The sequence below is a fragment of the Mycobacterium sp. SMC-13 genome (assembly GCF_045311035.1).
GTDB lineage: Bacteria > Actinomycetota > Actinomycetes > Mycobacteriales > Mycobacteriaceae > Mycobacterium.
The window spans coordinates 17,490-36,746 of record NZ_JBJIAI010000022.1 but is presented as its reverse complement, the minus strand read 5'-3'; the positions used below and the strand labels follow the sequence as shown (position 1 = coordinate 36,746).

Below are 19,257 nucleotides of genomic sequence, written 5' to 3'. Positions count from 1 at the left end.
ATTGCTCGCCATCGTCTTCACGCTCGGCGCTCACGTTTGGCGCGCGACCGCCTCGGCGACGTGCCGGTGCCCGATGATCTCGAACCCAGCCACGCTCACCGCCGGCGCCAGGCTGGCCACCAGGAGGCAGAGCGCCATCGGCACCCCGACGGCCGCGAGGACCACCGTTGCGATCAGGACCACCGCGGTCAGCACCACCAGCAGCAGGTGCAGGGCATCCACCGAGCGCAGCATCAGCGCGTACAGCACGTAGACCAACGCGATGTAGACGCCGACCGGGATCACCACGCTGAGCACCGTGGCCACCGATCCCAGCGCCGAGTGGTGCTGGATGTAGTACGCGGCGGTGTGCAGGCCGGCACCGGTCGCGACGATGGCGCCGTACACCGGCATGTGCAAATACCCGAACCAGAAGCCCCGCTCGCGGTGCGCGTGCAGGGCGTCGGCCGACGGCACCATGAAGTACACCCACCACATGCCGAAGGTCAGGGCCGTGCCCGCGATCGCCAGCAGCACCGCGTCCCACGACCAGCCGTGCTCGCCGACGACAGCCGACAGCGAGGCGACCGTCCCGACGACACCCTCGCCGAGGGCGATGATCGCCAGCAGTCCGTAGCGCTCGGCGATGTGGTGCGCGTGCCACGGGGTGCCGCCGCACTTGGTCTCGGCGATCATCGGACCGCCCAGCTCGATGAGCGCCAGCAGCACCCAGCAACCCAGTGTCACCGGCACACTCGTCGGCAGGAACACGGTGCCGACCCAGCCCACCTGGACCACCGCCACGATCCAGACGTACGTCATCGCCGCCGCACGCCGCGACGGGTCCTGCTTCGCGGCCCGTAACCACTGGCCCACCAACGCAATTCGCATCACGACGTAACCGGCGACCAGCACCGCGTTGTCGACGTGGTGGCCGTGCTCGATCGAGGCGTAGAACGCGGGCAGGCCGAGTGCCAGGACCAGTACGCCGACCATCTCGATCATGGTCATCAACCGGAACACCCAGTCGTCGGTGTCGTACGCCGAGGCGAACCAGGTGAAGTTGATCCACGCCAGGCAGATCGCGAAGGTGGAGAACACGAAGCCCGTGATGCCGGCGCCGACGTGGCCCGCGGCCAGCATGTGCGACAGTTCCGACGCCGCGACCCCGAACGCGACGACGAAGGTCAGGTCGAACAGCAGCTCCAGCGGAGTGGCGACGCGGTGCCTTTCGTGCGGATCGCGGCCCCGCATCGGGGTCAGTCGATGCGCGCGCACCTTGTTGTGTGGGTCGGGCGCGTCCTGGTGCGTCCCATCCATGCCGTGTCCCTTCAACGATCCTGGCCCCGTCCGGGCCGCATCACGGTAAGCCTGCCGCAGATCCCCGCCGGCGTCCCACTACCGTGAAGACGTGTCCGCTCCCCCGATCGCCGTCGGCGTCGTCCTTGCCGCCGGCATCGGATCGCGCGTCGGGGCCGACGGCAACAAGGCCTACCTGCAACTGTCGGGCCGCAGCATGGTGGCGTGGTCGGTGGCCGCCGTGGCTGCCAGCCCCGAGGTCGCCCGCACCATCCTGGTGTTCCGGCGGGGTGAACGCGACCAGGTGGTGCGGCTCATGGCCGACGAACTCCCCGACACCCCAGTCGAATTCGTCGAGGGCGGCGACACCCGGCACGGCTCCGAACACAACGTGCTGAGCTACCTCGCGGCGGACATCGATGCCGGCGCCGTCGACGTGGTGCTGATCCACGACGCCGCCCGCCCGCTGGCCGGTGCCGCGCTGATGGACACCGCCGTCACCACGGCACGGGAGCGGGGCGGGGCCATTCCGGTGCTGCCGGCGGGTGACGTGTTGCGCCTGACCGAGGATGGCCTCGGCGCCATCGAGCAGTCGCTGGTCCGGGTGCAGACGCCGCAGGCCTTCCGCGCCGCGCCGCTGTGGCAGGCGTATCAGGACGCGGCCGCCGCCGGTTTCGAGGGCACCGACACCTCGTCGTGTGTGGAGCGCTTCACCGACCTCGAGGTCCACGCGATCGCCGGATCGGCCCAGAACTTCAAGGTGACCTTCGCGCACGATGTGCAGGTCGCCGAGCGCCTGCTCAGCCGGCGCTGACGATCGCATCAAGCAGTTCCCGATCGTGCGTGAGGTCGGCGACGAAGGCGTTGGGATCGCCGTCGACCGTGCCGACCTTCAGGCCGGCGCCCGTCAGCGCCGCGAGGTCCTCGGGATCTGCGCCCAGAGCCAGGGCCGCCGCCGAGAACGCCCGCGGGTACTGCGCGGTGACGAGCTCCGACCGGTCCACATTGCCCAGCACGATGCCCTCTGCGGCAACGCTTTTCACACTGTCGGTCATCGGCAGGACTGGTAGGACGACGTCGTGTTCGGTCAGCCCCGCCGCCACACGTGCGGCCAGATCGGCGGGAGCGAGCGGGTAACGGACGTCGTGCAGCAGCACCGCATGCGCCTCGGCGAAGGGCTCGGGTCCGGTACGCACGGACACATCGCCGAGGCCATGAGCCGCAAGGCATTCCGTTGCGGCGGCGGCCAATCCATCGGCGGCCACCACCGTTACCGGCGCCACGTCACGCACTGCCCGCACGGCCCGCACCAGTGCCGGTGCACCGGCGATCGGCGCGGTGAAGTCGGCCGGTGCCAGGGCCGCGGGCACCGTCACGATCGCCGAGAGAGTCACCGCGCCACCTTAGCGCCGTCAGCGCGCGCCCCCTGGCCGCTCCGGGGAAGTCAGCCGCCGGGCGACGACATCCAGCAGGAAACCCAGCGCACCGATCACCACGATCACTGCCACGACCTGGTCGTAGGCCAGCTGGTCGCGGGCGTTGAGCACCTGGTAGCCCAGACCCGAACGCACGCCGAGCATTTCCGCCGGGACCAGCACCACCCAGGCGATGCCCAGCGCCACCCGCACGCCGGTCTGCAGCTGCCCCCGGATCGCCGGCAGCACCACAGCGGTGATCAGTTCCCACCGGGTGGCGTGGAACGACCGCGCCACGTCCAGGAAGCCCGGGTCGACAGCGCGCACGCCGGCCACGGTGTTGATCAGCACGGGCCACACGGCCGCCACCGCGATCAGGAAGATCACCGGCTCGTTGCCGATGCCGAACACCGCGACGGCGATCGGAGCCCACGACAGCGGCGAGATCATCCGGACGAACTGGACGAGCGGCGCCGCCGCTCGCTCGGCCGTGCCGCTGAGTCCGAGCAGCAGGCCGGCGGGAATGCCGATGACGACCGCCACCGCCAGGCCGATCACCAAGCGCCACAGGCTGATCCCGATGTCGGGCAGCAGCACGCCGCGGGAGAACAGGTCGACGACGGCGGGCGCGACGCGCTGCGGTGCGGCCTGCCGCAGCAGGGAATGCGGAGCGGACAGAACGGTGGTCGTCAGCCACCAGAGGCCGACCGCGACGACGACGGCGCCGACCGGCGGGGCCCAACGGCGCACTGCCGCCGGCGGATCGATCACCGAGCGGGCGGGTGTGGTGGTGGTCATGACAGCTCCAATTGCTCGGTTCGGGTGTAATCGCCGCTGAGGCCGAAGGCGGCCGGACCGCCATGGGCCTGAATGGCATTACGGACGAAGGTGTCGTCGACCAGGTCGCTGTGCACGGTGGCGGGGTCCAGCCGCTCCAGGAATCGCCGGTCGCCGTCGATGACGGTGTCGCGCATGGCCGTCACGAGTTCATCGGTGAAGCTCGGGAACGGGAACGGCTGGAAGCCGAGCCGCTGGGGCTGCCACTCCGGGTGCCGCAGCGGGTAGGGCGCTGTGGGATACGTCATCGCGAGCGTGATCGCCGGTACCGGCTGAGGCAGGTACCGCCCGCCGCCGAGTTTCGCCGCGGCCGCCTTCCGATCGTTCGACAGCGCGAGTTGCGCCGTCACCACCGCGTCCGTGAGCTGTTGCACGGCGGCAGGTCGACTGGCGATGACGTCGTCGCGGGTCACCAGGGCGCAGCAGGCATGGTCGCGCCACACGTCGCCGAGGAAGGTGTGGATGCGCCCGATCTTCTTGGTCTGGGCCATCGCGTTGAACGGGTCGGCCACCACGTAGCCGGCGATGGTGCCGGTGGCCAGTGCCGGCACCATGTCCGACGGGCTCATCACGACGAGTTCGACGGTGCGGTCGGCCCGTGACGCCGAGCGGCGGATCACCGGTTGCAATCCGTTGGCCCGCAACAGCTTCTGCAGCACGATGTTGTGGATCGACCACCAGAACGGGATTGCCAGCTGCGAACCCGCAAGGTCCGGCAGCTCCCGGATGTGCGGTGCGACCGTCAGTGCCGAGCCGTTGGTGTGGTTCCACCCGAGTACCCGAACACCGCCGCCGAGCGCGTAGCGCAGCTGCACCGCCATCGGCATCAGCAGGTGCACGACGTCGAGTTGACGGTTCAGGAATGCCTCGCCCAGCGCCGCCCAACTCCGGAACAGCACCGGCTTGCCGACACCGGCCGGATACAGACCCGCGGAGTGCGCCATCAACAGCGGTGCGGCGTCCGTGATCGGCAGATAGCCCACGCGCAGCGGCCCGCCGGCGGCCGAATCGGTCGTGGCACTGTGCGCCAGGTCGGCCAGGCCGAAGGCGCCACCGGCAGCCGCTGCCGCGGCGATCAGTGCGTGCCGCCGGGAGATCAGCAGCCGGCTCATGCCACCCACAGTTCGGAAACCCGGTAATGGCTGAGGATCTCGTCACGCAGACCCGACTGGTCCGCCTCCCCCAGGCGCCATTGACGCTGAATCCGTCCGCCGTCGGCCAGCAGCACGACGCGCTGCGCCAGGCTCAGCGCTTCTTCGACGTCATGCGTTACCAGCAGCACCGTCACACCCAATTCGGTGGTGAGCGTGGTCAGCCACTGCTGCAGGTCGGCACGTGTCGCGGGGTCCAGCGCGCTGAACGGTTCGTCGAGCAGGAGCAACTGCGGCCTGGTCGCCACGGCGCGCAGGATGGCCACCCGCTGGGCCTGACCGCCGGACAGCTGGTCGGGATAGCGGTCGGCCAGCCCGTCGACGCCGAAACGCCGCATCAGCTCTGCCGCATAGTCCGCGTCGAATCCCTTGCGCCGGTGTGCGAATCGCCGCGCGTAGGACACGTTGCCCTGCACCGAGAGCCACGGCAACAGCAGCGCGTCCTGGAAAACGACTCCGATGTGCGGACGCTCGCCGCCGGCGGGCCAGCTGACGGTTCCCGAGCTCAGCGATTCCAGCCCCGCCAGCACCCGCAGCAGCGTCGATTTCCCGCTGCCGCTACGCCCGAGCACCGCGACGAACTCCCCTGACTCGATGGCGAGATCGATTGCGTCGAGGACGACGCTGTCGCCAAATCTCTTGGTGCCCGCGGTTATCCGAACTGCTTCAGTTCCCACCTGAGTTGTCCTTCCGATGGTGATTGCACGGGCAGAAAGGCTGCTTCGCGGAACCGGCGGTTGGCGGCCGTCCCCGCGCGATAGCCCTGACCACCGGCCAGGGCCGATTCCAGGCGGGTCGCTCCCACCGCGACATTGGCGGCGTCCAGTCGTAGCCGGATCACGTCGGCCAAGTTGGCTTCCCCTGGCGCCGAGGCGAATTCGTAGAGCCGCCGGCGGTTGTCCTCGGCGCGCGCCACCAGGTCGGCGAGGTCGCCGTCGAATTGGGCGGCCAGTGCATCGGTCGCCCGGCCGGCCGCGGTCAGCGCCGCCCCGGTGACGCCGACGCAGAACGCGGTTTGCAGCAGCAGGAACGTCGGCTTGATCCCGCGGACGAACGCGGTGAGGTCGGCGCTGATGATGCGGTCCGCGTTCACCTCGACCTCTTCCAGGCGCAGCGACGTCGACCGGGTACTCCCCAGGGCCATCAGCGTGGGCGCCGGGTCGACCACCACGCCGACCGCGCGCACGTCGACGGCCACGACGTACAGGCGGCCCGTGACGGTCCGTGCCGGCAGGACGATCAACGCATCGTCAAAGACGTTGGATGCCCAGCGGATTGGTCCGTTGAGCCGCAGACCACGACGCGTCTCGCCGGCGAAGATCGGGAGCTGCCCGAGGCCAGCGACGTGCTTCAGACCGGCCGCCATGGCCGTCACACCCGGGCGGTGTGCGGTGAGCAACGTCTCCGACAGGTCCGGCCGGTCGGCGAGGTAGTGAATCGCCATCTGGTGTGCCCAGGCGGAGAACCCGGCGGCGAGGCTCACCGCCGACACCTGCTCGATCACCCGCACGGTGTCGGGCAGGTCTGGCAGCCCGAACAATCCGGCAGCGCCGAGGGCGCGCAGATCGTCACGGACGTCGGTGCGTCCGGCGTCCAGGTCACCGGCCCGGGCGTCCACCCCGGCCGTGACTTCCGCCAGTCTGGTCGCGACGTCGTCGGACACCAGAGTCGTCATTGCCCACCACTTTCCAGTCCGTACAACCGATCAATCGGGGTCTGCACCGCCACGCGCGCCCGCCGTACCGCGTCCTCGTCCGGCGCGTCGTAGAAACACAGGCACTTGTCCATGTCGACGCGCACGTAGGTGCGCAGGAAGCTGACCTCGGGCACCTCCGCGTATTTCGGCGCGTTGGCCTTCTTGCGGCTCAGGTAGCTCTCCATGTCCAGGTCGGCGGGCAGGTCCCACTCGACCAGGTACCCGGCCGTCGGACGGACGGCTTTCAGCTGGTCCAGTTCCGCACCGACCAGTCGCACTTCATGCGGACCGGTCAGTTCGGTGGCCCCGACCGACGACGCGTCGATCTGCAGCGGACCGCCGGCGAGCTCCGCCACCACGAACAGCCGGTGCTGAGCGGTGACCTGTGCCTCGATGAGTTCGCCGCCGGCCCGGTGCACTTCGGCGTCGAGCGTCTTGATGGCCTGGTCGACCTCGGCCCGGCCGGGCAGTCCTGCGATTTCGTAGAGGTACAGCGTCACGGTGTGTTCCTGTTCGTCGGGCGTCGATGACATCACGACGCTCGCATGAACAGACCGGTCTGTCTATCGACGGTTCTCCGCTATGGTGCAGACATGAGCGCGACCCGCACCCGCCGCCCGGACCGGCCGGCGCCCCGCACCGACACCGCCGGGCCAGCCCAGCGGCTGCTCGACACCGCATCGAATCTCTTTGCCGCACAAGGAATTCGCGCCGTCGGCATCGACACGATCCTGCGTGAGGCGGGGGTCGCCAAGGCCAGCCTCTACAGCTCGTACGGGTCGAAGGACGCGTTGGTGATCGCGTACCTGAACCGATTGGATCAGGCTGATCGCAACCGCTGGGAATCGAAGACTTCCGGCATCGCCGGCCCGGTGGACAAGCTGCTGGCGTTCTTCGACCTCGCGGCCGCCGCGGCACGCAAGCGCCAGTTCCGGGGCTGTCTCTACACCAACGCGGCCACCGAATTCCCCGGCGACACCCTGGAACCGGTACGGGCACACCGGTTGTGGATGCGCGGGCTGCTGAGCGAGCTGCTACAGGACGCCGAGGTGACCGACGCCTCGGCGGTCGCCCAGCGCATCCAGCTGATCTACGACGGCGCCCTCACCGCGTCGAAACTCGAGCGGTCGGCGGCGCCCATCGTGCTGGCCCGTCAGATGGCCGCGGAGCTCATCACGAGCTACTTACCCGCAGCCGCCGGCTGAATCCCGATGGCCGCCAGTCGCCGCTCGGAGGCCTCGTGGCGGACGCGCTTGGGCCACCAGAACCACTTGCCCAGCAGCGCCGCGATGGCCGGTGTCATGAACGACCGGACGATCAGGGTGTCGAACAGCAGGCCCAGCGCGATGGTGGTACCGACCTGTGCCATGACCTTCAGGTCGCTGAAGGCGAAGGACGCCATGGTGGCCGCGAAGACCAGACCCGCCGAAGTGACGACCGATCCGGTGCCCGCCATCGAACGGATGATGCCTGTCTTCAAGCCGCCCGGCAGCTCTTCCTTGAACCGGGACACCAGCAGCAGGTTGTAGTCGGAGCCCACGGCGAGCAACAGGATCACCGACATCGGCAGCACCATCCAGTGCAGCTCGAGGCCGACGAGGTGCTGCCACAACAGAACTGACATGCCGAACGACGCACCCAGCGACAGCAGCACGGTGCCGACGATCACGCCCGCCGCCACCATGCTCCGGGTGATGAGCAGCATGATGACGAAAATCAGTGACACCGCGGCAATTCCGGCGATCATCAGGTCGTACTGCGCGCCGTCGTGCATGTCCTTGTACGTGGCGGCGGTACCGGCCAGGTAGATCTTGGAGCCCTCCAGCGGCGTGCCTTTGATGGCTTCCTTGGCGGCCTGCTTGATCGGGTCGACATGGGCGATGCCCTCCGGCGTCGCCGGGTCACCCTCGTGCTGGATGATGAAGCGCACCGACTTGCCGTCCGGCGAGATGAAGTTCTTCATGCCGCGCTTGAAGTCCTTGTTGTCGAAGGCTTCCGGCGGCAGATAGAAGGAATCGTCGTTGAGCGAGTTGTCGAATGCCTCGCCCATCGCCGCCGCGTTGTCCGACGACGCCGCACGCTGATCCACCTGACCCTTCTGGGTCTGATACATGGACAGCATGTACTGCTTCATGTCCTTCATGACCTCGATCTGAGGCGGCATCACCGTGACCATCTCGGCCGTCAGCTTGTCCATCTTCATCAGATCCGGGACGAGCGTCTGGATGTCGTCGGTCATGACGTCGATGCCGTCGAGGGTGTCGAACAGCGCCCGCGTGGACCAGCACATCGGGATGTCGTAGCAGTGCGGTTCCCAGTACAGGTAGTTCCGGATGGGCCGCAGGAAGTCGTCGAAATCGGAGATGTGGTCACGCAGGTCAGCGACGTCGAGCGCCATGTTGGCGGTCTTCATCGACATGTCGTGCGTCGTGGCGGCCATCTGCGTGGTGATGGCCTGCATCTTGGTCATCGTGTCGATGCTGACCTGCATGTCGTTGGCCTGCTGCAGCATGTTGGCCATCGAGTCCAGCTGGTACTTCTCCGTCATCTTCGAGGTGACGGCCTGCATGCCCATGATGAACGGAATCGTGGTGTGCTTGATGGGTTTTCCGTCGGGGCGGGTGATCGTCTGCACCCGCGCGACACCCGGGGTGTGCACGATGGCCCGGGCGATCTTGTTGATCACCAGGAAGTCGGCCGAGTTCCGCAGATCGTGGTCGCTCTGCACCATCAGCAGCTCGGGGTTCATCCGCGAGGCGCTGAAATGCCTTTCCGCGGCGGCGTATCCGACGTTGGCGGTCAGATCGGCCGGGACGTAGCGGCGCGCGTCGTAGTTGGTCTTGTAGCCGGGCAGCGTCACCAGTCCGACGAGCGCGAGCGCCAGCGTCGCGACGAGCACGGGTCCCGGCCAGCGCACCACCAGAACACCGACACGACGCCAGCCGCGGGAGTGGATGGCGCGCTTGGGTTCGAAGCGCCCGAAGCGGCTACCGATCTTGATGACGGCGGGCCCGAGCGTCAGTGCCGCGAGGACGGCGACGAGGGTGCCGATCGCGCAGGGCACGCCCATGGTCTGGAAGTACGGCAGCCGCGTGAAGCTCAGACACAGCATGGCGCCGGCGATGGTCAGGCCGGAGCCCAGCACCACATGCGCGGTCCCGCGGAACATGGTGTCGTAGGCCTGCACCCGGTCTTCTCCGTCGCCGCGCGCTTCCTGGTAGCGGCCGATGGCGAAGATGGCGTAGTCGGTGCCGGCGGCGATCACCATCAGCGTCAGCAGGTTCACCGCGAACGTCGAGAGGCCGATGACATTGGTATCGGCCAGGAACGCGACGACGCCGCGGGCGGCGCCGAGCTCGAGGAACACCATCAGCAGGGTCAGGATCATCGTCATGATCGACCGGTAGACGAACAGCAGCATCACGGCGATCACCACCAGGGTGATGAGCGTGACCTTGGTGACGCTCTTGTCGCCGGCGTGGTGCTGGTCCGACACCAGCGGCGCGCCGCCGGTGACGTAGACATGGAGCCCGGCCGGCGGTTTCGAGTCGGCGACGATCTGCCGGACCGAGGCGACGGAGTCGTTGGCTTTCGTCTCGCCCTGATTGCCACGCAGGTAGACCTGAACGTACGCGGCCTTGCCGTCGGCGCTCTGCGAGCCGACGGCCGTCAGGGGGTCACTCCAGAAGTCCGCGACGTGCTCGACGTGCGCGGTGTTGGCGGTCAGCTTCGCGACGAGACCGTCGTAGTAGTGGTGTGCCTCGGCGCCGAGCGGCTGGTCGCCTTCGAGGACGATCATGGCGTTGCTGTCGGAGTCGAACTCCTGGAAGTTCGCGCCGATCTGCTTCATCGCGATCATCGCCGGGCCGTCCTGGGCGCTCAGCCCGACGGTGTGCTCCTCACCGACCTTCTCCAGCGGCGGGACCAGCGTGTTGGTGGCGACGTTGAGCAGGAACCAGCCGATCACGATCGGCACCGCGAGCACCCAGATCAGGTGGCCGATCTTGGATCGCTCGGTGTTGGTGGCACTCACTCGGGGCACCCTTCCGTCAGGCCCGCCAGGTCCACGGAAATGGAGCTCGTCGGCGTTACAAAATCACTGTCGCGCGAAATATACCTAGCTAACCAAACTTCTATCCATAGCGGTGGCCAAAAAAGGCCTCCGACCTCCCACAAAATGGGACGAATCGGGCACTTTCCGCCCGATTTCGGCCGTAGCGTTGACGGTGTGGAAAATTCTTCGGCCGACACCTTCGGCAAGCGCTACGGCGAGGTGCTGCTGGTCTCCCAGACGCCGACGGGGCCGCAGGTCGCGGTGTTCAACACCTTCCCGCTGAACGACTGCCCGCACGACGCGTGGTCCGCGCTCGATCCGCGGGCCCTCGCCGAGGAGAGCGGCGTCGCCGCCGCTTTGCTCAACGGCCCGCGCTACTGGCTGATGAGCGAGATCGTCAAAACCCGCGACGACGTCGGCGAGAAGAGGACGTTCGGCGGCATCGAGATGCTGCAGCAGGCGACGGTCGAACTGTCGTCGATGAACCCGGCGCCCTTCAGCGTGAACAAGGTCAGCCGCCGCACGGTGTTCGTGTTCGGCGCCGGGCGGCCGGTCTTCGAGCTGCTCGACCCGCACGGGCAGCGCTGGGTCATGCAGTCGTGGAGCCAGACGGTCGACCCGGCGCTGTCGCTGGCGGACCTGCCCGGATTGGGCACGCGGCTGCAGCTGCCCGACGGCTGGAGCTACCGGACCTCGACGCTGACCAGCCCGCTGCGCATCGACACCACGACCGAGGCCGCGCACGTCACGCAGGACAACCTCGCCAACACCTATTCGTTGGCGAGCGCATAATCCTCGCGGCCGTTCCCAAACCTGTCCCTGTGCGTTAAACAGAGACGGGTGCGTTTCTGCCGCGTGGCTGAACTGAAGGAGGCCGGATGGCTTGGGATTTCGAAACCGATCCGGAGTTCCAGGAACTCCTCGACTGGGCCGACGCCTTCGTGCGCGACGAAGTCGAGCCACTCGACCTCATCTGGCCGCACCTGCAGTACACCGCGCTCGACGAGACCCGGCGCCGGGTCGTCGATCCGCTCAAGGAACAGGTGCGCCGAAAAGGCTTGTGGGCCACGCACCTTGGCCCCGAACTCGGCGGGCAGGGCTACGGGCAGCTGAAACTGGCGCTGCTCAACGAGATTCTGGGCCGGTCGCAGTGGGCGCCCATCATCTTCGGCTGTCAGGCGCCCGACACCGGCAACGCCGAGATCATCGCGCACTACGGCACCCCGGAGCAGAAGGAGCAGTACCTACGGCCGTTGCTGAACGGCGAGGTCTTCTCCTGCTACTCGATGACCGAACCGCAGGGCGGCGCCGACCCCACGCAGTTCACGACCTCCGCGGTCCGCGACGGCGACGACTGGGTCATCAACGGGTACAAGTTCTTCTCGTCCAACGCCTCGACGTCCACGTTCCTGATCGTCATGGTGGTGACCAACCCCGACGTCAGTCCCTACCAGGGCATGTCGATGTTCCTCGTGCCGACCGACACGCCGGGCGTCAACATCATCCGCAACTCGGCCATCTATGGGGAATCCGACGGCCACGGCTCGCACGCGCTGATCCATTACGACAATGTGCGCGTACCGAATTCGGCCGTCCTCGGCGGCGAGGGCCAGGCCTTCGTCATCGCGCAGACCCGCCTCGGCGGCGGACGGATCCACCACGCGATGCGCACCATCGGGCTGGCGCAGAAGGCCCTCGACATGATGTGTGAGCGCGCGCTGTCGCGACACACCGCCGGCAGCCTACTGGCCGACAAGCAGGCCGTGCAGGGCTACATCGCCGACTCGTGGGCGCAGCTGCAACAGTTCCGGCTGTTCGTGCTGCACACGGCGTGGAAGATCGACAAGTACAACGACTACAAGAAGGTCCGCAAGGACATCGCCGCCGTCAAGGTCGTGATGCCGACGGTGCTGCACGACATCGCCTGGCGCGCAATGCAAATTCACGGCGCACTCGGGGTCACCAACGAGGTGCCGTTCCTCGGTATGGTTGCCGGCGCCGCCGTGATGGGGCTCGCCGACGGACCGACCGAGGTCCACAAGGTCACCGTCGCCAAGCAGGTGCTCCGGGACTACACCGGCACCGACGAGCTGTGGCCGACGGAATGGCTGCCGGGCAAACGCGAAGCGGCACAGGCGAAATACGCGGAGCACCTCGAACTGGAAGTCGGGAATCTCTAGGCGCTACCGCGTCAGCAACCGGGTCACTCCCCGCATCACCACCCGACTCGCGGCATGCTGCGCCTGCTCGACCACCGACGGGGCAGCCGGCGGGGCAACGGAGCCCAGCCGCGGGAACAGCGCCAGCGCATTGGTGCGGTCGATCTCGCGACGCCCGGCGTCGTCCAGTCCCCCGTATGTCTCGAGCCCGGCCGCGTACAGCTGACTGACCTCGACCGGCGCGAACGGGAAGTCCGAACCGAATGTCACGTGGCCAGGCTTGGCGAACGCCAGCAGCGACGGCAGCGCGGCCGCCGTGGACGACAGCGCGGTGTCGAAATAGAAGCTCGCGAAGTCATCGAGGTGGTCAGCCGGGCTGCCGCCGACGTCACTCGTGATGCCCATCGCCATCCGGTAGGACGCGTATGGGACGAAGCCACCGGCATGGCTCAGGATGAAGCGGATGTTGGGGTAGCGACGGCGAATGCCGTTGCGTACCAGCAGATACGCCGCGCGGCTGGTGTCCAGTAGGAAGTCGGCGGCGAACGGCAGCACGCCGTCGATGACGGGGCCGGGCAACTCGGCCGGGTGGATGAACACCACGGCCGATCGCTTGTCGAGCTCCGCGAACAACGCGTCCTGACCCTGCGCGCCGACATAGGTACCCGCGCTGTTGGCCAGCAGGAACACCCCGTCTGCAGTCAATTCGTCGAGTGCGCGCACGGCTTCGTTGACGGAGGCATCCAGGTGTGGCATCGGCAGTGTGGCGAAGAACCCGAACCGATCCGGCTGGGCGGCAATCAGTTCGGCGCTGTAGTCGTTCACATCACGGGCCAGCGCGGCCGCGTCGGCGGCGGCCGGCAGCATCGTCGTGCCCGGCGCGGACACCGACAGGATGGCGGTGGCGACGCCCAGTCGGCCCATCGCGTCCAGGGACGCGTCCGGAGTCCAGTCCGGCATCGCCCTCCCGCCGGCGTCGGCAATGCCCGCCTTGTCCAATGCCTTTCGATAGTCCGGCGGGACCATGTGGTGGTGCGTGTCAATGCGGTCCATGATGTTTCCTCCTCCGGTGATTCGTGCACGATATTCCGCGCCCACCGCGGAATATCGTGCACAAATCGCGTTATTAGTCGGCGATTCCGGCCCCGGCGAGCGCCGGGACGGTGTCTTCGCGGTGTAGCAATGACTTGACAGCGGTCGTGAACTGCCCGAGCTTGTCGACGCTGGACTGCATCTCGTGGCCCCAGATGCTGATGCCCTGGTGAGTCGTCGGTTTCCAGGTCGATTCGTCAACGATCAGCGGGTTCCATCCGACCTCCCACTCGAAACCCGAGGGGGTGACGGCGTAGTACGACAGTTCGCGGTCGTTGGTGTGCTGCCCGACTCCCAGGGCCATGTCGAACCCCAGTGCTCGCACGCGTTGGTAGCTGTCCGTCAGGTCGTCCAACTCGGCGACCTGAATGTTGAGGTGCTGCACGCGGGTCCGAATCGGGTTGATCGACAGCCGATTCACCGCGGCGATCGCCACGGAGTGGTGGCGCCGGTTGACCCGCAGGAACCGGATCTTGACCTTGACACCGCTCATGGTTTCATCGATGAAGTCGCTGAGTCGGGCGTCGAGCAGCGTGTTGTAGTAGCCGCGGACCTGATGCGGCTTGGTGCTGGTGACGGCGACGTGACCCAGCCCGAATTCGCCGGTGACGAAACCCTTTCCGGCCACCGACAATTGCCCGTCGATGTGCGCTCGGGTGTACAGCTCCTGCGCCAGCCCGTTGGGGCCGGGTATCCGCACCAGACGCTCGACGCCGCGCAGCGCGGCCTCCTCGTCGGTCCCGACGGTGACGGGCACGCCGCACCGGTGCACGCGGCCGAGGATCTCCTCGAAGGTCTCGTGGTCGTAGACCTGCCAGCCCAGCGTGGTGACATCCTCGGCCGGCCCGCGCCGCAGCAGGAACCGGCATTGCTGTTCGTCGAGCCGGAATCGGATCGCGTCGGTGTCGAGGTCGTCGAGGTGCATGCCGATCGCGTCGCGACCGAACCGCCGCCAATCGGCGAACCGCTCCGTCTCGACCACCAGATAGCCGAGTGACACATTGCCGAAGACGCTCATGGCCGGAATACCGCACTGTCCGAGAGGAATTCGTCGACCATCTGGTTGAACAGCTCGGCACGCTCCCACTGCATCCAGTGCCCGGTGCGGCTGGTCATGACCAGTTCGGCGTTGGGCATGATGTTCTGCAGCATGGGCCCGCCCGATGGCCGGTTCACCTTGTCGTCGCGGCCCCACAGGATCAGCGTCGGCGTCTGCAGCGAGGACAGCCGCGCGTCACGTGTCAGGTCCATGCGCCAGAGCGTTCGCAGCGCGAACGGTCCCGACGGCCGGCTCAGCGGCGGATTGGCCACCACCTCCGGGTCGATGGACGCCGTGTAGCGCAGGTCGATCAGCTCGTCGGGTACCGAGTCACCGTCGTAGACCAGGTAATTACGGATGAACGTGGCCAGCTTCTCACGGCTGGGGCCCGAGCCGCCGTAGTACGCCAGCAGGCTGTTGAGACCAGCTGTCGGCAACCCGCGCGTGGTGCCGATACCGCCGGGGCCCATGAGCACCAGCTTGCCGACGCGACCGGGGGTGTCCAGCGCCAGGCGCAGTGCCGCGGCGCCGCCGTAGGAGTTGCCGATCAGATGTGCTGTGCTGATGCTCAATTCGTCGAGCAGCCCCCGCATCGCATCGGCCAGGGAGCCGAACGGATCGGACTTGTCGATGCCCTTCGACGAGCGTCCGTAGCCGGGCATGTCGGGGACGAGGACGCGGTAGCGCTTGGCGAGGGCGTCGATGTTGCGGGAGTAGTTGGAGACGCCGGAGGCGCCCGGGCCGCCGCCGTGCAGCAGCATCACCGCAGGACCCGACCCCGCTTCGGCGACAAAGATCTTCTGGCTGCCGACGGTGACGGTGTGTTCGGTGAGGGTGGTGGTCATGCGCATGCTCCTGTCAGGGTGGTGAGGTTCAGTCCGGCCGGCGGAGCCGGGAGTGGTTGTCCGGAAGAGGTTGCGGCGTAGACGAATCCGTCCGGTCGAAGTACGACGGCGTCGGCCTTGCGGTCACGCAGCCACCGCACCAGACTCGGTTCGGTGATCTGCAGGGCCGACGCCCCGGCAGCCGTCCAGGCCACCGCCCCGGTCGGGACGGCGTTGGTGTGCAGCACCGTCCAGCGCCCGCCGAGCAACTCGTCGAGCAGCAAGCCGCCCACCGTGGGTTGCGGGATCTGCCAGCCCACCGCGGGGTGCGTCGCCGCGAAGAAGCCGTCCTCGTAGTGGGCGTCAGGTATCCACCAGAACTTCTGGCCCGCGGCATTGGCACCGGGAATCCGGGTCAGCGCCCGCACGACGTGATTGCGGATCGCGGCCAGCCAGGGCCGCCGCTCGGTGATGATCCGACCAACCAGCACCGCGCGCCGGGTGACCTCTGTGACGTGCGGTTTGCGTTCTGCGGCATACGAATCCAGCAGTGAGTCGGGCGCCTGACCGCGCAGCACCGCGGCGATTTTCCAGCACAGGTTGGCGGCGTCGCGGACGCCGGCGGACATCCCCTGGCCGATCCACGGCGGCATGGCGTGCGCGGCATCGCCGGCCAGGAACACCCGTCCGACGCGCCAGCGGTCCGCCACCCGGACGTGATGGCTGTAGACGACAGCGCGCATGATCTCGACGTGCTCGGGCGTGACGCCCTGCTCCCGCAACACTTTCCACACCGCTTCGTCGCTGGTGAGCTCCTTCTCGTCCTCGCATCCCCGAGCGGGGTACTCCCACCGGTGATGCCCGAGCGGCGTCGGGCAGTCGACGGTCGGGCGTGCGGGGTTGCAGTGAAACCGCAAGCGGTCGTGGGCATCCCACTCTTTGATCACCTTGGTGTCGATGACGACCCAGCGCTCGCCGTAGGTGCGTCCGCTGTACCCGATGCCGAGCACACCGCGCGTCGCCGACGAGCCGCCGTCCGAGGCAATGACATAACGGGCCGTCACCCGCTTGAAGGCGTCGGCACGCAGGTCGGCGAGAAGCAGCTCGACGTCGTCGGCCCGGTTGGTCACCCGCAGGCATTCATGCTCCAGGAGCACCTCGACGTTGGCGAACCGGGCCACCCCCTCGCGGAGCACGGAGTCGACCGCCGGCTGGTACAGGAACTGCTGCGACGGATGGCCGCAGCCGCGTCCGTAGATCACGGTTTCGATGAAGGGGCGCCCGTCGGCGTCGACGAATGCGACCGGACGGTCGGGCAGCATGTCGCGCTGCAGCCGTTCAGCGAGCCCGACCGACTGCCAGACCCGCAGCACCTCCTCGTCGGTCGAGATCGCCCGCGCCCGACTGTAGATGTCCGGGTCTCGTTCGATCACAACCACCTTGAGGCCGAGTTGGCCCAACAGGTTGGCCGCGGTGGCACCCGTGGGGCCATACCCGACGACCGCGACGTCGTAGGTCTCTGCACTGCTCATTAGGGCCTCCCACTTGTTCTGTAGTGATCGCTACGGTAATGTAGTGATCACTACAGAGTCAAGAGTCGGGAGTGAAAATGACCGAAGCGCCCAAGACCCGCCGCAAGCGGGCGGACGGCGAACAGTCCCGCGAGCGAATCCTGGACGCCGCCAACGAGATTGCTTCCGAGCGTGGCTACGAGGGCACCAGCATCGGCCTGGTCAGCAAGAAGTGCGGCCTGCCCGCCAGCTCCATCTACTGGCACTTCAAGGACAAGGACGACCTGCTGGCCGCCGTGATCGACCGCAGTTTCGAGACATGGCTGAAGGTCTGGGAACTCCCCTCCGACGGCGAGCCACGCGAACGCGTCATCGGCCTCGCCAAGCAGCTCGCAAAAGGCCTGCTCGACAATCCCGATTTCCTGCGCCTCGGCCTGATGCTCGCACTGGAGCGCCGGCCCATCGAACCGAGTGCCCGCGCGCGGTTCCTGCAGGCGCGCGCGCAGGCCACCGAGTCACTCACCGATGCGCTCAGCGAGCTCGCGCCGGGTCTCACCGACGCCCAGGTCCGGCTGCTGGTGAACTACTCCATCGCCGGCGCCGACGGACTCTTCATCGCCAAGGAACTCGGCGGCGATTCGGTGGACCTGCTCGAGTTGTTCGAGATGCACGCCAACGCCATCTATGACACGGCGATGCGGATGCTCGCCGAGAACGCGCAATGACCGCGATCGCCGGGGCCACCGCGCCAATCGTCGCCGCCGTCGCAAGATCAGGGAGCGTGGCCTACGCCGAGGTCGTGTCGTCGATTCCGGCGTACTCCGCCGGCCCGGACATCCGGGCCGGCGTCGACGATCTCATCGAAACCACCTGTACCGCAATGCAGAACGCCGGCGCCCGGCATGCGAAGGTCATCTCACTGCTCAGCCCCTCCGCGTCGACGCGGAACACCGTCTACTGTCTGGTCGACGGTGCCGCCGATCACGGGGCCATCGAACGAGACATCCGCGCCGCGGTCGCACGGATCAGCGCCTACGTGCCCGGTTTCCAGCTCAAACAGGCTGTGCAGTTCGAAAGCATCGGCCCGATCCGAATCCCGGAAATCGGCGCCTTCGCGGGCACCAAGGTGACCGCACTCGTCGAGGTCACCACTGAAAATCTCGGAGCCCCAACATGATCTACATCAGCGACGTCACCCTGCGTGACGGCATGCACGCCGTCCGGCACCAGTACACCATCGCGCAGGCCGTCGCCATCGCGACGGCGCTCGACGCCGGGGGCGTCGCCTCCATCGAGGTCGCGCACGGCGACGGACTGGGTGGGTCCAGTTGTGTCTACGGCTTCGGCGCCCACACCGACCTGGAGTGGATCTCCGCCGTCGCCGCCGCGGTGTCCCGGGCGCGGATCGCGACGCTGATCCTCCCCGGCATCGGTACCGTGCGCCGGTTGCGCGACGCGCATCGCGCCGGCGTCACCGTCGTCCGTGTCGGTACCCACTGCACCGAGGCCGAGCTCTCCGCCCGCCATCTCGCCGCCGCCCGCGAGCTCGGCATGGACCCCGTCGGCTTCCTGATGATGAGCCACCTCGCCACGCCGGCGGTCCTCGCCACGCAGGCGAAGCTGTTGGAGAGTTACGGCGCCACCTGCGTCTACGTCGTCGACTCCGGCGGGGCGATGACGATGCGCGACGTCGCCGACCGCGTTGACGCACTGCGCCAAACCTTGGACCCTGCAACAGAAATCGGCATCCACGCCCACCACAATCTGTCTCTGGGAGTGGCCAATTCGATCGCCGCGGTCGAGCACGGCGCCAACCGGGTCGACGCGTCGTTGACCGGGATGGGCGCCGGAGCCGGCAACGCACCGCTGGAAGTCTTCATCGCCGCGGCCACCAAGCTGGGCTGGGAGCACGGCTGCGATCTGCATGCGTTGCAGGATGCCGCCGACGATCTGGTGCGGCCGCTACAGGACCGCCCGGTGCGCGTCGACCGGGAGACCCTGACGCTCGGCTACGCGGGCGTGTACTCGAGCTTCCTGCGGCACGCGGAGATTGCCGCCGAACGCTTCGACGTCGACACGCGAACGCTGCTGGAAGAAGCGGGGCGACGCGGACTCGTCGGTGGGCAAGAGGACATGCTGGTGGATATCGCGCTGGACCTCACCGGTGGTCGCCGGCGTTGCTGAGACCAGGTAGCCCCCCG

At 67.7% G+C, this 19,257-nt stretch carries 19 protein-coding genes; 7 read left to right on the top strand and 12 right to left on the bottom strand.

The genetic code is table 11. The features are described from left to right. Nucleotides 1-30 precede the first annotated feature (30 nt). Nucleotides 31-1,233 (bottom strand): low temperature requirement protein A, encoded by a 1,203-nt coding sequence (locus tag ACJH6I_RS25120; protein ID WP_318985675.1) that lies wholly within the window; start codon nt 1,231-1,233, stop codon nt 31-33. 157 nt (nt 1,234-1,390) lie between these two features. Between ACJH6I_RS25120 and ACJH6I_RS25115 the strand changes: the two genes are divergently transcribed. Next, nucleotides 1,391-2,092 carry a 2-C-methyl-D-erythritol 4-phosphate cytidylyltransferase gene (locus ACJH6I_RS25115; protein WP_346415352.1) on the top strand — a complete coding sequence of 234 codons (702 nt, stop codon included), beginning with the start codon at nt 1,391-1,393 and terminating at the stop codon, nt 2,090-2,092. Here the strand turns inward: ACJH6I_RS25115 and ACJH6I_RS25110 are convergent. From ACJH6I_RS25110 to ACJH6I_RS25085, 6 genes are read right to left on the bottom strand one after another with little or no spacing between them, the layout of a single operon-like run. Beyond that, on the bottom strand, nt 2,079-2,672 hold the full coding sequence (locus ACJH6I_RS25110) for a 2-C-methyl-D-erythritol 4-phosphate cytidylyltransferase (RefSeq protein ID WP_346415353.1): 594 nt from the start codon (nt 2,670-2,672) through the stop codon (nt 2,079-2,081). The two genes, ACJH6I_RS25115 and ACJH6I_RS25110, sit on opposite strands and share 14 nt — an antisense overlap. An 18-nt stretch (nt 2,673-2,690) precedes the next feature. Next, entirely contained in the window at nt 2,691-3,491 is an 801-nt protein-coding gene (locus ACJH6I_RS25105; protein WP_346415354.1) for an ABC transporter permease, read from the bottom strand. Continuing rightward, nucleotides 3,488-4,642 carry an ABC transporter substrate-binding protein gene (locus tag ACJH6I_RS25100; protein ID WP_346415355.1) on the bottom strand — a complete coding sequence of 385 codons (1,155 nt, stop codon included), beginning with the start codon at nt 4,640-4,642 and terminating at the stop codon, nt 3,488-3,490. Before ACJH6I_RS25100 ends, ACJH6I_RS25105 begins: the two co-directional genes overlap by 4 nt. Then, the gene (locus ACJH6I_RS25095; protein ID WP_406775571.1) at nt 4,639-5,358 is read right to left on the bottom strand and encodes an ABC transporter ATP-binding protein; all 720 of its coding nucleotides are present in this window, start codon (nt 5,356-5,358) and stop codon (nt 4,639-4,641) included. Before ACJH6I_RS25095 ends, ACJH6I_RS25100 begins: the two co-directional genes overlap by 4 nt. After that, nucleotides 5,334-6,356, bottom strand: a complete 1,023-nt coding sequence (locus ACJH6I_RS25090; protein WP_406775572.1) for an acyl-CoA dehydrogenase — start codon at nt 6,354-6,356, stop codon at nt 5,334-5,336. Before ACJH6I_RS25090 ends, ACJH6I_RS25095 begins: the two co-directional genes overlap by 25 nt. Then, nucleotides 6,353-6,877, bottom strand: a complete 525-nt coding sequence (locus tag ACJH6I_RS25085; protein WP_318985676.1) for a DUF4242 domain-containing protein — start codon at nt 6,875-6,877, stop codon at nt 6,353-6,355. The genes ACJH6I_RS25090 and ACJH6I_RS25085 overlap by 4 nt, the downstream gene beginning before the upstream one ends. Before the next feature lie 93 nt (nt 6,878-6,970). On the opposite strand from ACJH6I_RS25085, the gene ACJH6I_RS25080 reads away from it, so the two are divergent. Then, nucleotides 6,971-7,582 (top strand): TetR family transcriptional regulator, encoded by a 612-nt coding sequence (locus ACJH6I_RS25080; protein WP_318985594.1) that lies wholly within the window; start codon nt 6,971-6,973, stop codon nt 7,580-7,582. Here the strand turns inward: ACJH6I_RS25080 and ACJH6I_RS25075 are convergent. Beyond that, nucleotides 7,558-10,410, bottom strand: coding sequence for an MMPL family transporter (locus ACJH6I_RS25075; protein WP_318985595.1), 2,853 nt, complete (start codon nt 10,408-10,410; stop codon nt 7,558-7,560). The genes ACJH6I_RS25080 and ACJH6I_RS25075 overlap by 25 nt on opposite strands. A 195-nt stretch (nt 10,411-10,605) precedes the next feature. Between ACJH6I_RS25075 and ACJH6I_RS25070 the strand changes: the two genes are divergently transcribed. Together ACJH6I_RS25070 and ACJH6I_RS25065 are read left to right on the top strand one after the other, a co-directional pair. After that, a complete protein-coding gene (locus ACJH6I_RS25070) occupies nt 10,606-11,223 on the top strand; it encodes a hypothetical protein (RefSeq protein WP_318985596.1) in 618 nt (205 codons plus the stop codon). Between the two features lie 86 nt (nt 11,224-11,309). Next, nucleotides 11,310-12,611, top strand: coding sequence for an acyl-CoA dehydrogenase family protein (locus ACJH6I_RS25065; protein ID WP_318985597.1), 1,302 nt, complete (start codon nt 11,310-11,312; stop codon nt 12,609-12,611). Nucleotides 12,612-12,614: 3 nt separating this feature from the next. On the opposite strand, the gene ACJH6I_RS25060 is transcribed toward ACJH6I_RS25065, so the two are convergent. The 4 genes from ACJH6I_RS25060 to ACJH6I_RS25045 form a co-directional block, all read right to left on the bottom strand. Then, a complete protein-coding gene (locus ACJH6I_RS25060) occupies nt 12,615-13,643 on the bottom strand; it encodes an amidohydrolase family protein (RefSeq protein WP_318985598.1) in 1,029 nt (342 codons plus the stop codon). A gap of 73 nt (nt 13,644-13,716) precedes the next feature. Beyond that, the gene (locus ACJH6I_RS25055) at nt 13,717-14,700 is read right to left on the bottom strand and encodes a VOC family protein (RefSeq protein ID WP_318985599.1); all 984 of its coding nucleotides are present in this window, start codon (nt 14,698-14,700) and stop codon (nt 13,717-13,719) included. Next, nucleotides 14,697-15,566 (bottom strand): alpha/beta fold hydrolase, encoded by an 870-nt coding sequence (locus ACJH6I_RS25050; RefSeq protein ID WP_138248325.1) that lies wholly within the window; start codon nt 15,564-15,566, stop codon nt 14,697-14,699. The genes ACJH6I_RS25055 and ACJH6I_RS25050 overlap by 4 nt, the downstream gene beginning before the upstream one ends. After that, entirely contained in the window at nt 15,563-17,077 is a 1,515-nt protein-coding gene (locus tag ACJH6I_RS25045) for a bifunctional 3-(3-hydroxy-phenyl)propionate/3-hydroxycinnamic acid hydroxylase (protein WP_318985600.1), read from the bottom strand. The genes ACJH6I_RS25050 and ACJH6I_RS25045 overlap by 4 nt, the downstream gene beginning before the upstream one ends. Nucleotides 17,078-17,154: 77 nt before the next feature. Here ACJH6I_RS25045 and ACJH6I_RS25040 point away from each other — a divergent pair, with 77 nt between their 5' ends. The 3 genes from ACJH6I_RS25040 to dmpG are packed head-to-tail and all read left to right on the top strand — an operon-like array spanning nt 17,155 to nt 19,240. After that, a complete protein-coding gene (locus ACJH6I_RS25040) occupies nt 17,155-17,781 on the top strand; it encodes a TetR/AcrR family transcriptional regulator (protein WP_406775573.1) in 627 nt (208 codons plus the stop codon). Next, nucleotides 17,778-18,233, top strand: a complete 456-nt coding sequence (locus ACJH6I_RS25035; RefSeq protein WP_318985602.1) for a hypothetical protein — start codon at nt 17,778-17,780, stop codon at nt 18,231-18,233. The genes ACJH6I_RS25040 and ACJH6I_RS25035 overlap by 4 nt, the downstream gene beginning before the upstream one ends. Next, nucleotides 18,230-19,240, top strand: a complete 1,011-nt coding sequence (gene dmpG / locus ACJH6I_RS25030; protein ID WP_318985603.1) for a 4-hydroxy-2-oxovalerate aldolase — start codon at nt 18,230-18,232, stop codon at nt 19,238-19,240. The genes ACJH6I_RS25035 and dmpG overlap by 4 nt, the downstream gene beginning before the upstream one ends. Nucleotides 19,241-19,257: the final 17 nt, after the last annotated feature.